Annotated in this window: 8 protein-coding genes and 2 pseudogenes; 5 read left to right on the forward strand and 5 right to left on the reverse strand. The window is 59.8% G+C overall.

Annotation, left to right across the window (positions count from 1 at the left end; translation table 11 throughout):
• Positions 1-415: 415 nt before the first annotated feature.
• The gene (locus EJ068_RS12565; protein ID WP_189512617.1) at positions 416-949 is read right to left on the reverse strand and encodes a DNA polymerase-like protein; all 534 of its coding nucleotides are present in this window, start codon (positions 947-949) and stop codon (positions 416-418) included.
• Between the two features lie 194 nt (positions 950-1,143).
• Positions 1,144-3,063: a potassium transporter Kup gene (locus EJ068_RS12570; RefSeq protein ID WP_129554559.1), complete on the reverse strand. Its 1,920-nt coding sequence runs from the start codon at positions 3,061-3,063 to the stop codon at positions 1,144-1,146.
• Between the two features lie 972 nt (positions 3,064-4,035).
• Here EJ068_RS12570 and EJ068_RS12575 point away from each other — a divergent pair.
• The 4 genes and pseudogenes from EJ068_RS12575 to EJ068_RS12590 form a co-directional block, all read left to right on the forward strand.
• On the forward strand, positions 4,036-4,317 hold the full coding sequence (locus EJ068_RS12575) for an AlpA family phage regulatory protein (RefSeq protein WP_129554560.1): 282 nt from the start codon (positions 4,036-4,038) through the stop codon (positions 4,315-4,317).
• A complete protein-coding gene (locus EJ068_RS12580; RefSeq protein ID WP_129554561.1) occupies positions 4,311-4,937 on the forward strand; it encodes a hypothetical protein in 627 nt (208 codons plus the stop codon). Before EJ068_RS12575 ends, EJ068_RS12580 begins: the two co-directional genes overlap by 7 nt.
• Positions 4,938-5,641: 704 nt before the next feature.
• Positions 5,642-9,175 (forward strand): autotransporter domain-containing protein, encoded by a 3,534-nt coding sequence (locus EJ068_RS12585; RefSeq protein WP_129554562.1) that lies wholly within the window; start codon positions 5,642-5,644, stop codon positions 9,173-9,175.
• Positions 9,176-9,394: 219 nt separating this feature from the next.
• Positions 9,395-10,389: pseudogene (locus EJ068_RS12590) on the forward strand (tyrosine-type recombinase/integrase); the annotation flags it as partial.
• A gap of 123 nt (positions 10,390-10,512) precedes the next feature.
• Here EJ068_RS12590 and EJ068_RS33650 read toward each other — a convergent pair.
• Both EJ068_RS33650 and EJ068_RS32940 read right to left on the reverse strand, forming a co-directional pair.
• The gene (locus EJ068_RS33650) at positions 10,513-10,638 is read right to left on the reverse strand and encodes a hypothetical protein (protein ID WP_281059020.1); all 126 of its coding nucleotides are present in this window, start codon (positions 10,636-10,638) and stop codon (positions 10,513-10,515) included.
• A 134-nt stretch (positions 10,639-10,772) separates the two neighbouring features.
• Positions 10,773-10,991 (reverse strand): hypothetical protein, encoded by a 219-nt coding sequence (locus EJ068_RS32940; protein WP_095488156.1) that lies wholly within the window; start codon positions 10,989-10,991, stop codon positions 10,773-10,775.
• 172 nt (positions 10,992-11,163) lie between these two features.
• Here EJ068_RS32940 and EJ068_RS32585 point away from each other — a divergent pair, with 172 nt between their 5' ends.
• Positions 11,164-11,445, forward strand: a complete 282-nt coding sequence (locus tag EJ068_RS32585) for a hypothetical protein (protein WP_164748801.1) — start codon at positions 11,164-11,166, stop codon at positions 11,443-11,445.
• A gap of 117 nt (positions 11,446-11,562) precedes the next feature.
• On the opposite strand, the pseudogene EJ068_RS12605 reads toward EJ068_RS32585, so the two are convergent.
• Positions 11,563-11,763: pseudogene (locus EJ068_RS12605) on the reverse strand (SMC-Scp complex subunit ScpB); the annotation flags it as partial.
• Positions 11,764-13,230: the final 1,467 nt, after the last annotated feature.

Below are 13,230 nucleotides of genomic sequence, written 5' to 3' on the forward strand. Positions count from 1 at the left end.
CAACGGCCGCCGGCCCCGAGGCAGCGCTCATCGAGATGATCCGACCGCCTTGGAACAAAGATGGGGTAGAGCAGATGAAGCGTTGGCAGCGTGTCTCCATTCGACGCCAGCGCTGAGGATGGGATCACGATCATTCGCATCACGCGCAGCCGCAAGGGCGACGCCATGGCTACTTTGGAATCGTTGAAGTGGTTTGAGCCGGACAGTCACAAATACACCCGTTACGCCGCGGCTCAGGAAACGGGGCGGCATCCGGCGGTGGAGGTGCTCGCTGACTTAAAAAGGTGCGGGCAGTCGTTGCGCTTGAGAGCGACGACGTTTGGGATCCGGCACGGGGTGACCTGCTGCCAATCGGCAGTTAACAGGGCCCGACAAAAGTGTGCACAACATGCTGCTGAAGTGGCCTCCGGAAGCGCTACCAGAAGTTACGCGTCTTGAACTTGATAGGGTCGATATGGTCATACTGCATCGACGATGTCGCGCCCCTTCGGCATGCCGCGAGGATCGATGCCCGATCCGCCGTGATGAGCCTCGTCCCTCGGCCGTGCGGCAACGGAAACTGCGTCTTGCGGTTTCCCACGCTGGCCAGCCCAGCCGACAGATCGGTCAGCTCGTGGGCGACGAGGTGCACCACCTCCTCTTCCCGCCGGACGCGTCCGCGGACGCCGAGCATGGCCGACGCAAGAAGCACGCGCCGGAATTTCTCGAAGATCTTGACCCAGACGACGACGTTTGCCGCACCCCGTCTCATCCTCCAGAGGAACATGAAGCCTTTGGCCGAGCCCGGCCGCTGCCGGACCAGCACCAGGCCGGCGGCCTCGAGCCAGCTTCTGCCTCGCGCCTGCATAGCATCCTGACAGGTCACGGTGCGGCGCCGGTTAGGCGGCACGCCGATTTTGGCAACGCTAGCCTGTGAACTGAAAGAATGAAGGTCGGACTTGCGGCACATCGATTACGTTCAAATGATAAGTTGCTGCCCGGCGAGGTCGTTTCAGCGCATCTCGACTGGTGGGTCGGCGAGACAATGCGGAAAGCTTCGGGCCTGGAACCGGACCCCAGTTTGGCGCCAGCATCGTGGCCTCCGCCCGGTTAGGCATTCACCGGCTCGCGAAATGCCAATTGATTCTGCTTGAGCGGGCATGCCTAAACGGCCACTTGCGTTCCGATCTCGACCACACGTCCGGTCGGGATCTGGAAATACTCCGTCGCGTCGGCGGCCGTGCGCGCCAAGCCGATGAACAGCTTGTCCTGCCACACCGGCATGCCGGAGTTGGGTGACGCCTTGAGCGAGCGACGCGACAGGAAGAAGGACGTCGTCATGATGTCGAACCTCCAACCCTGCTTGCGGCAGATCGCGAGCGCACGCGGAATGTTAGGTTGTTCCATGTAGCCGAAGGTCAGTGTCACCCGCATGAACAGCTCGTTGATCGTTTCCATCTTGATCCGCTCGCTGTCGGGCACCAGGGGCTGCTGCGCCGTCACCACAGAGAGGATGACGTTCTGTTCGTGCAGCGCCTTGTAGTGCTTCAGGCTGTGCATCAACGCGGTCGGCGCACTGGCGGGATCGCTGGTCAGGAACACGGCCGTACCGGACACCAGCTGCGGTTTCTTCTTCAACAGATTGCCCGCAAGGAAATCGAGCGGAATCTCGTTCCTGCGCGTCTTGTCGAATAGATACCTGCTGCCTCTTATCCAAGTCCACATGGTCATCACGATCACTGCGGCAATGGCAAGCGAGGCCCAGCCGCCTTCGAATACCTTGACGATATTAGCTGCAAAGAAGCCGGTATCGATCAAGACGAACACCGCCATTAAGGCGATCGCGACGCCGAGCGGCCATTTCCAGATGCGCGTCATGACGACATAAAGCAGTATGTTCGTCACCAGCATGTTGCCTGTCACCGAAACGCCGTAGGCCGAGGCAAGCTTGCTGGATTCGCCAAAGCCGACCACCAGCAGCATCACCACGAGCGCCAGTAGCATGTTGACGCGCGGCATATAGATCTGGCCGGATTGTCTTTCCGACGTATGCAGGATTTCCAGGCGCGGCAGCATGTTGAGCTGTACCGCTTGCCTGGTCAGCGAATAGGCGCCGGAGATCACCGCCTGGCAGGCGATCACGGTCGCCGCCGTGGCAAGCACGACCATCGGAATAAGGGTCCAGCCCTGGTTCATCTCGAAGAACGGATGACCGACAACGCCGCCATTTGCCAGCACGAAGGCGCCTTGCCCGACATAATTGAGCAACAGACAAGGGAACACGATCGCCAGCCAGGCGAGCACGATCGGCTTGCGGCCGAAATGGCCGAGGTCGGCGTAGAGCGCCTCGGCTCCGGTGACGGCGAGGAAGACTGCACCAACCGTAACGAAGGCAACGTCAGGCGAGTTGACCAGGAACGACACGATGTAATGCGGGCTGATTGCCAGCAGGATTTCCGGGTCGTCCATGATGTGGTTGAGCCCGAAAAGGCCGATGGCCAGGAACCACAGCGCGGTAACGGGTCCGAACACCAATCCTACGCCGCCGGTGCCAAACCGCTGTACCGCAAACACGATCGCCAGGATGGCCAGTGTCAGCGGCACCACATAGGGCTGGAACGTCGGCGTGACGACATTCATACCTTCGACCGCCGACAGTACCGAGATTGCCGGCGTAATGACGGCGTCGCCAAAAAAAAGCGCCGCGCCGACGATGCCGATGCCGAGGATCACCGCCGAGCGGGTCGGGAAACTGTTGCGCGCCAACGCCATCAGCGACAGCACCCCGCCCTCGCCGCGATTGTCGGCACGGAGCACGAACATGATGTATTTGATGGTGACGGTGATCGTCAGCGACCAGATGATCAGCGAGAGTACGCCGAGGATGTCGCCACGGTTGGCGACGTTGCCACCGGCCGATGCGTGCAACGCCTCGCGAAATGCATAGATCGGGCTGGTGCCGATATCGCCATAAACGACACCTAGTGCGCCCAACATCAGCGCCTTGGTGCTGTGCTGCTCGACCTCAGAATGGCTCGATTGTTGGACAGGTTCTGCCTCGTTACCAGCATTGGTAAGGGCCATGGACGACACTCCGATAAGCGCGCGGTGCTCTACGCTTGCTGCACTGCAATATCAAGTTCCGTCACGTAATGTCTGCCGTCTCGCCTGTCGTTGCTCGCCTTGGTAGACTCGCCAGCCCGCAGCCCTACCCAGCAGCAATAGCCCCGGCAGAACCCTCAATCGCCCAGATCAATGAATGGTTATCGCCCACAGTGCCCCCCGCGATGCGGCCGATGGCGACCAGGGTCTCGTGGGCGCACAAGGATGGCGCTTTCCTGATGACGCCGTGCTCCAGGTGTGATCGCACCATTGCTGCGCAAGCCATTTACTTGCTCGTCCCAGCGAGGACCGTGGCCAACTGGAACGCAGGGCCACGCCGCTCACCGGCCGCACTTTGCGGCGCAGATAACGATTCGATCTCCGCGGCGAGATTCTGGTTGAAGAAGCCACCAAGCTTGTCGAAGGACACACGGTCGTAATATCGACATGCCAGTATCCGCAACCCAGAAAAGCTCCTTCGGCTCCGCTGCGCGCGCCACGAACAACCCGGTCTTCTCTGCGAAGAGGACGCCGTAATCCTTCAGGTTGAAGCCAAACCGGGGGGCGGCCGTGACGTATGGGCGAAGGGCTAGGAGGCGGGTTCGGTGAGGAACGGCATTGATGTCCACGCCGTCTCCTGGAAAGACAGAGGAATGCGGTGTCACCGACTGGCGCCGGAGGTTGATCCGGTGATTAGGAGGAGCACTCGTTGTCGGATTCTCGACGATGTCGGACATCTGACACAACGCTGCCAGAGCGATCGCATTGTTCCGAAACGATTTTCCCAGTTGGCACGACAATTGCGGTCCTATGCGCAAAAGCACTGCGATGCCGCACCGACTGGAAGAACTCATCAATGATCACGCTTTTCGAACATGTGGGCGCCGCTACCAACACTAAGCGTTCCCGATCAAACGGAAGCCTCTATCCCTTCTTTCTGAAGGCTGTCCGGACATGAACGCATTTGATGTCCGTCCAACGCTGGATGCTCCCGACGACGATCTCTATCTTTGGCTTGAAGATGTGGAAGGCGAGCGGGCACTTGCCTGGGCCGCCGGCCAGTCGGCAAAGACCCTGAAGCACTTCAGTGGAACGCAGTTCGAGCGCGACCGCGCGACTCTGAAGGCAGGCCTGTTCCCTAAGCGGCGTCGCATCTCCCCCGGCCGAGTCGCATGTCTTGAATCCGATATCAGGGCTTGGATGGAAACTAGATCTGAGAGCCGCACCGCATGGTAGCCTCCCAATATCTGCCGCTTGTGGCGCATCACGAAGCCGGGCACGCGGTGGCCGCCATCGTTTTGCACCGTCAGATGTTCGACGACGACCGTGAACTCCCTGCTTTCTCAAGTGTTAGTATTTACCCCGACGCCGGTGACGGAGAGTGCGGTGGTTTTGTCGAAGGCACGGTTTTCTATTCAGCGCAAGGATTCACCTCGGAGCGAAAGCCGATTTTCGAGAACGATATGGATCGACATTTCCAACGCGATGAAGCGATCCAAGAGATAGTTGCGTGTCTGGCAGGTCCTTTTGCAGAATCCGCATTCGAAGGCTATCTGGACCCGCGCGATATGGCGATGAATGCGTCCGATGGGAATGAGGGGAGCAGCGACTACGCGGATGCCAAGCGAATCTATGGTGAGTTGCGGTTCCTGATGCCGCGCCGCCCCGATTGGGGGCGGATCGAAGATCGCACGGCGCGGCTAGTACTCGATCACTGGTCAGCCATCGAAGCATTGGCCGCGCATTTGCTGGTCAAGCATGATCTCCAATTCGATGAGGCTCTGACGATTGTTGCGCCGCATCTTCCGCCCATGCCAGCAGCTACGCCGCCAGAGCGTCATCCGCAGCCTGCTTGATCAGCCATTCGATGTGATTTGACCACATCTGCAACACCTCGCGCTTCTCCTTGACGTTGCTATAGAGATTGTAGATTTCGCCAATGTCTCCGGTTCGGGCTCACAGCCCGTCCATATAGCCGCCAGTCTGCTGCCTTCGAGTGGCCCATGTTGGCCGCGGCCAGGAAGTGGCGACGATTGAAAGGACAAAATCAGTTGCCGAAACTCATCGCAGGTGACGGTCTGGTGGCAATTTGGGCACATCTTGTGTCTCGTCGCCAGTAAACACGGATGCCCGGCAGGAGACTGAGCTCGCTGCCGGCGGAAATCGTAGAGCGCCAGCGACGCATTCTGATCTTTCTCAGGCAGTCGACCGCCTTGGCATACGCCTCGGCCTCCATCTCGATCGACCTGAACCGGTATCTTGTGCGCCATCCGGACGATCTGGGAAAGCTTGGCCGGGCCGGCGCCTTCCCAGGCGCACGGGAAGCGCGACGACCCATGTGGACCCTGGATTTCACTCCGCACTTACGCTGCTTTGGCCTTGTCAGCAGCCTGAGCATAACGCGTGCTCAGCTTTCAGGCCGAGCACTCATCCATTGTTGACAGCATCTGTCGTCATTCAGGATCGCCCCATTCTCGCAGGCCGCTTGCAGCTTTCAGGCTGTTGTCAGCCAGGGCCGCCATAAAGGGTCTCGTTAAACAACATTCAGGAGGCCGTTCCAATGATCAATCAGTTTGCGAGACTTTTTCGAGGACCAGGTATGCAGGCTTGTTTCAGGACAAAGAACTTTCTGGCGGCAACCACCGCGATGACGACGGTATTCCTGCCGGCTGTGTCTCTCGGGGTGGGTCTGGTAGCATTTCCAACTGGAGAAGCGTTGGCCGACGACCCGATTTCGATCCCGCTGGAGTATGTCGGGGAAGGCCATGACCGCCTGGGCATCTGGGCCAAGATCAACAATGGCAACGCGCAGCGATACGTATTCGACACGGGCTCGGACCAGCTCAACACGCAGATCGGGTCAGAGGTGACCGGGGTCCGCCCGATTGCCGACACGCCTTACGTATATACGTACGGGGACGGAACGTATGGTAATAAGCTTCAGAACGTGGAAATTGATAAATTTACATATGTCGATCCAGATCAAAAGATAACGATCGACGGGCCGTCTGTAAGCGATAAGAAATACCGGGCTGCTCGCATTCTCGATTTTGTCTATACGCATGCGTATTGCGAGTACAACAATCTTAAGTGCACGCCGGAATCCGTGACGGATGGACTTAAAGATATGTATGGTCAGGATCTCCAAGAACCTTATCACGCCGATAAGGAGCAGCGGGCGAAAATGACCGCTGGCAAGATGGCAGACGAAGGCGGCGATTTCGCAGGTACATTCGGGGCCGGCGATTTTCTTGGCAAGACAAGTGTCTGGGGCATGATGGGCAGTGTCACCAGGTCTGGCTACGTGGTCTCCGCCAATGTGAATCCGGATTCCGAGAGCGATCAAACGCCTGGCTGTTCCCCCTGCACGATTGTCAACCTCAATCCAAGCCTCCGGGCCCAATATACTAATGCCATGCCATGGGGAGAACCCGAGGAAAAAGATCAGGATTCTTATCAGAATTTTCCTGGCTCTGGCGCCAATGCCTCGACCGAATACGAAGGCAGCTACAATCTGCAGTACACGGTTAAGGATGGAGCCCCACCAATCACCGACCCCAACAAGACCGCGGTATTGCTCGACACCGGCACACCGGGCGGTGGCAGTCTGGAGATCAGTGATGCGATGCTGAAGCAATTTCAGGATGCGGGCGTCGAACTTAAAAATGTTCGGAGAAATGAGCAGCGCGAGATCGTAAGCGCATCGGGCAACATCCCGAGCGTTACAATCGCAGGAACGGATGGCGATCCGGTAAGGCTGGACAATATCGACTTCACCTACACCAGCGGCACGACGGAACAACCCAACGACCAGACCAGTTTTGTTGCCGGTCTTGACTTCTTCAAAAACAGATCGGTCATTTTCGATCTGGAGAAGAAGTATACCGCTTATACGTCACATTTCGTCACTGCCAGCAACTTCTCTACCGATTCATCCGCACCCGAAGGGACCGGTCTGAGCAGGATCACGACGAGCATGGGGAATGAGGGCGGGTTCGGCATAGCGGGTGTCGTCTCCGGCTCCGGATCGCTGACGCTTGATACAAAGACGGTGGTCCGGATGACGAATGTCAACACCTACACCGGCGAGACGAATATTGCTCAGGATGCCTATCTCTCGCTTGCGGGGCTCGGCAACATCCAACGGTCAGCGAAAGTCGTTGCAGACGGCACGCTCGATATCTCCGAACATGGAAATGGCAGCGACTATTGGGGAATCTCCGACGCCTACAACGATGCCCGTATTCGTAGCCTGAGTGGCAGCGGAACGGTCGAACTGGGCAAGCGTACCCTGGTGCTAACGGCTTCGAACGACACTTTCGCCGGCAGCATCAACGACCTCGACGTTGATAACAATAATATGGGCGGCAAACTATTCGTTGCCGGTGGCGTGCAAACGCTGAGCGGAAAGAACAATTTTTCCGGCATGACGACGGTCGGTTCCGGCGCGGGATTGCTGCTTGCCGATACAGGTGTGCTTTCCCATGATGCGACCACGTCCGGCTTTCTCGGGAATGACGGGCAGATCGGGGGCACGGCTATCGCAAACAGCGGCGGTGTCGTCGCAGGCGGCGGCACCTACGGTGCGGTCACCATTTCCGAGGGCGGCACGGTCGCTCCTGGCAGTGCGACCGATCCGAGCAGGATCGTCACCACACTGACTGTCACGGGCGATTTCGCGCAGCAGTCCGGATCGATCTATCAGGTCGACCTCGCAAGGTCGTCCGATCTCATCGATGTTGGCGGAGCAGCGGCGATCGACAGCGGCGCGCAGATCGAGCTCCTGCGGCAGGGAACGCTATCGGTCGATGCCCGATATACTCTGCTCTCCGCAGCAGGGGGCGTAAGCGGCACCTATGGCGGGCTGACGGGGGCTCTGGCGACAGACGCGACGCCCTTCGTCGATTTCCAGCTCGTCTACGATGCCAACAATGTCTATCTCGATATCAGCCGCACATCGACGGCGTTTGCCGATGTAGCCAGCACCTTCAATCAACGCTCGGTCGCCGCAGCGGCTCAGGCGCTTGGAAGCGGTAATCCGATCCAGGACAACATCCTGTTCCTGACGGCGCCGGAAGCCCGCAACGCTTTCGATATGCTATCAGGCGAGGTTCATGCTTCCATTCATAGCGGCCTCATCGAGGACAGTCATTCTGTACGCGATGCCGCGAGCGAACGGATCCGTGCGGCGTTCGACGGCGTCGGTGCCTCCAGCGTTCCGGTGATGACTTATGGGCTGGGTGGTCTGGAACTGGCCCCGGCAACGAGTGAGAATTTCGCCGTATGGGGCCGTGGCTTCGGCGCCTGGGGTCATCTCGACAGCGACGGCAATGCCGCCGGTCTCGATCACTCGACAGGCGGCTTTCTGGCTGGCGGTGACGCGGCTGTCGGCGAAAGCTGGCGGCTCGGCCTCATCAGCGGCTACAGCCATACCTCCTTGGAGGCGGACGATCGCGCTTCGTCGGGCTCGAGCGAGAATTACCATCTCGGTCTTTTTGCCGGCACGCAGAACGGCAATCTCGGTTTTCGTTCCGGCCTTGCCTATACCTGGCACAGCATCGAGACCGGCAGGTCCGTGGTCTTTCCAGGCTTCGCCGACAGCCTTTCGGCCGATTACGACGCCGGCACGTTCCAGGCCTTTGGCGAGCTCGGCTACCGTATCAATACGGCTTCGGCTTCCTTCGAGCCCTACGCTAATCTCGCTTATGTGAATTTTGACGCCGATGGCTTCACCGAGAAGGGCGGCGCAGCCGCCTTGTCGAGCGGGGATCGCTCGAGCGACACGGCGTTTACCACGCTAGGTCTGCGTGCGTCGACGGTACTGACCCTCGGCACCGTGACTGCTACCGCGCGCGGCGGTCTTGGCTGGCGCCACGCCTTCGGCGACGTCAGGCCGGATACCGCTCTTGCCTTTGCTGGCGGTTCCTCCTTCGCCATCAAGGGCGTGCCGATCGCAAAGAACGCAGCTCTGCTCGAAGCTGGGCTGGACGTAAACATCACCGAGAACGCGACGTTCGGCATCGCCTATCAGGGACAGATCGCCTCGGATGCCCAGACACACGGGTTCAGCGCCAAGCTCGGCGTCCGTTTCTAAATCACCCGCAAAAGAGATTGGTTATGAAGTCAGTGAGTGCATTTTCTTTTACCGTCGTTCTCGGCTCAGCGACGGTGATGTCTGTGTCCGCCGCGCGAACGGACGATGCCTGCTACAACAAGGCACAAAGCCTATGATGACGCAATGTTCAATCGACGACCTGAAGCCAGTCGATGGCGAGCTTGACAAGCTCTACAAGGAGATGGAGACCCGGCTCAAAGAGTCCCGGCGCATGTCCAGGAACTGGTCGAGACCGCGAGGGGCTACAACGCCACCTCGGAGAACACGCGCGACGCCTACCCCAAGGATTGGCGGCATTTTTCCTCCTGGTGCCGGCGCGCTGGCTTCGATCCCCTGCCTCCGGGCTCGAAGGTGATCGGGCTCAATATCAGCGCCTGTGCCTCGGGCACCGCCGCCGGCGATCCGAAGCGTGGCGCCCCTGCCCTTTCGGTTGCGACCATCGAGCGGCGGCTTTCCGGCCTCGCCTGGAACTTTACCCAGCGCGGCCGGCCGTTGGACCGCGCGGAGCGGCATATCTATACGGTTCTTGCCGGCATTCGCCGCAAGCACGCAAAGCCACCGCGGCAGAAAGAGGCGGTCCTGGCGACGATCTGCTGGCGATGATCGCCACGCTCGGCCACGACCTCAGGGCCTGCGCGACCGCGCTATTTTGCTCCTGGGCTGTGGCGGCGGCCTGCGGCGCTCCGAGATCGTCGGTCTCGACGTCATGCGCGACGACAACAGCGATGGCGCCGGCTGGATCGAGATTTTTGACGGCAAGGGCTGCTGGTCACCCTGCGCGGCAAGACCGGCTGGCGCGAGGTCGAGGTCGGCTGCGGCTCCAGCGACCACACCTACCCCGTAGTCGCGCTCGAGAGCTGGATCCGCTTTGGCCGCATCGCACGTGGACCCCTGTTCGCCGCATCTTCAAGGACAACAAGACCGTCGACGTCGAACGGCTCTCCGACAAGCACGTCGCCCGCCTGGTCAAGCAGGTGACGATCGCCGCCGGCGTCCCCTCCGATCTCCCGGAAGGGTAACGGGCGCTGCTGTTCTCGGGCCACTCGCTGCGCGCCGGACTTGCCTCGTCGGCCGACGTCGAGGAGCGTTACGTGCAGAAGCAGCTCGGCCATGCCTCGGCCGAGATGACCCGCAAATATCAGCGGAGGCGCGGCAGATACCGGACCAACCTCACCAAGGCGTCCGGGCTCTGAGAAACCCCTCCCCTCCCTCGGTTGGGCGCTAGGTCGTGGGGGTCAGGTTCTTTGAGTGATGACAACACCTCGTCGAGCGCAGCGAACGCTGCGTCCAGACTGTCGGCGGCCGACGCTTCGTAGTCAGGGCATGATCATCAGCTGTGCAATGGCGCGGCCGAGGAATTCATTGTTGAGTTTTTCCATCCGCTGTCTGGTTCGAGCGACCTGTTCTGGGAGCGCACGCAGAGCGTTGACGACCTCGTCCAATTGCGACCGGGCTGCGGCGGCGATGTCGAAGATGTCGCGCGGGTTGGCTTCCGAAATCCCCGGTAATAGACCTTCTTGGCGATGATTTCCGGGATGGTCTCGAGCCGCACGGTCCTGCCTTCCACCACGCGGGTCTAGAACGGCTTCGTTGTTAGCGCTCCGGCAACGATGAAGTCGATTTCGCCAACGTCTTCGAAGGCGAATTTCTGGAACCGAAGCCCGTCCCCCAAATAGTCGGACGGCATCGTTTCAAAGTGCAGGTGGCTTTTGGATGGTCGATGACCGAGCAATTGAGGGTCGTCGAGGAAAATATCGATGTCGTGGCTTTCGCGATGGCCGATCTGGATCATCATAGCCGTTCCGCCGCCAAATGACCATTCAAAGTCGTAGCCCCGGCATTCCCGCGAAGCTGGTCGATAAGGTCGATATAATACGAAAAAGCCGCCGCCATTCGGACGGGCGTCGGCTATCATGTCCAGCCATTACGGGGCGAGCGGATAGCTTTCGCCGGACCAGGCAGAGAACTTGGCGGCAAAAGCCTTCATCTCGTCGACCGCGAATGTGGTGCGCGGTTGCGAACTCGACTTGCTGGGCGAGAGGGACCTCGCCGAGAAAGGCGCTGACATGAGCGGGATGCTGCTTGGCCAAATCGAGATCCGCAAAGCAATCGGCCAGCGCCGCGTCGTCCAGCTGTACGCTGCAGGGCGCGTTCACGGTCGTCAAGACGGATGCCAAATGCTTGCTCATAATGGCCGCAAGGTAATCGTTTCGGGTCGGAGACACAAGTTGCCGCCTCCTTCGCCGTAGAGTGGCCCGATACAATCACGATCGATATTGCCACCTCTTATCGATAGTGATCGCATAGTTCCCTGATTCGACTCTCAACCGCTCATATCAAGCGATTACTTCCATGTATCTGCTGCGCTAGCCCGTCCTGGCCTTGGAGTGTCGCTCCTCACCTCCTCCACCACTCACCAGCCCGATGGGAGTATCGCCCGCCAGCAGCTTCTCCTTGCTGAGCAGCGCGGCAACCTCAATCGCCTCGAAATCGGGCAAATCCCGCAGTGTGTCGAGGCCGAAGTGCAACAGGAAGGTCTTGGTCGTGACGTAGGTGTAAGGCGTGCCAGATTCAGCGGGCAGGCAGACGTTGACCCACACTTAGAGCATTGAGGCACTCGAGCCGCCCTCAGGCGGTGCCTCAAAAGCTCGCGGGCCAGATCGCCTCGGTTCGGAGACAGACAGGCTCAAGATATCCACGCCAGAGACGGCGAGCTGGAGCGTATGCTCGGCATTGCGAAGAAGAACATGTTGGCCTTTGCCGGGCGCCAGGCAGGACCGTCGCACGACATGGCAATGCCAAGAGTTCGCACGGCGTTGTCTCCGACGATGCTGGCAGATGTTCTGCAATGACTGGCAACACATGGACGCACCAGAGCGGAACCAGAAACGATCGAATTTAGCCCATAAGACTCGGCGAAACAGAACACCCCAGCGTAACAGGTCGCCGGCCGACGCGACCAGGTCAAGCAAGGGTTGGTAAGACCAGCTATTGGCCTGCTGGCTTGCAGCGGTCACCTCACGCTGGAATGCTGGATTGCGGCGCAAAAACTCCCATGCCCTTTCGCGCGGCGTCATACCAGTGGTGCAGTCATATGATCGTTCATCCCGCCAATCAGCCTCGACCGCGCCAGTCACGAGAACTGCAGGCACGACTGTGCCCCCTTGCCCGCCCCCACGGACGTCCAAACATCATGCAATTTTGCAAAGCACCGGCGCCGAAGCCACCCGACCTCGACGACACCATTTCGTCGAAGCATGTGTCGTCGGCACTGTGCAGGGCAGAAGCAGGCTGTCGGTCCCGCGCAGCGACAGCAAGCGCGGCCTGAGCATGCGAAGGGAGTCGCTTTGATAGGAGTGCCCGGCTGGGTTCCGTTCAGGACGTTCCCTGAAGACCTGGTGGCGTGGCGGTGGCTTCGACGCTGGTTGTGGGCAGGTTGTCGTAGCCCGGGTGCTATAAGCTTAGTCATCTAGGTCTCCTGGGGGAAATTTCCGCCATTGGAGGCTAAGTTTCACGCTATGCCAGCCCGTATTGTACAGGTGAAGCCGACTGGTCAGTGGACCGCAAAACGAACGGCGCGCCGCTTCTCTTTGGTGATGCTCGCGCCGCGCTTTCTTCGCGGACGGTATGGAGATGAAGCGCGGCATGCCCCTGTAGCAGCCGATTTCACGACCAGACTTGCGCCCGCACTGCCCCTGTTGCTGCGGCATACCAATGCGTGGCGTCAGGAAGACTTCGTCGACCATTAGCCGTCTCGCTGAGATACTACCGAGCCCGAGCTCCCCTATCCTAGACCCTCGTATCGCATATCGGACGGCCCCACATCAGCCCAAGTTGCCATGGGGACCAGCCCCATGCGTTCGCCCGAATGCAGCTTCCTGGCTTGATCGACAGCAATCAAGGGGACGGTGCAGGCCAAGATTGCGGCAGGGCTTGGGCCCCCCACCCTTCTCCTCAGAACTCCGCTGCTTCCAGCTGGCGGCTGAAACTCACAGGCGCAGCCAGCTTGGTCTCTAACCGCATCGATCGCATCA

It is taken from the genome of Mesorhizobium sp. M2A.F.Ca.ET.043.02.1.1, from assembly GCF_003952405.1.
Classification (GTDB): Bacteria; Pseudomonadota; Alphaproteobacteria; order Rhizobiales; family Rhizobiaceae; genus Mesorhizobium.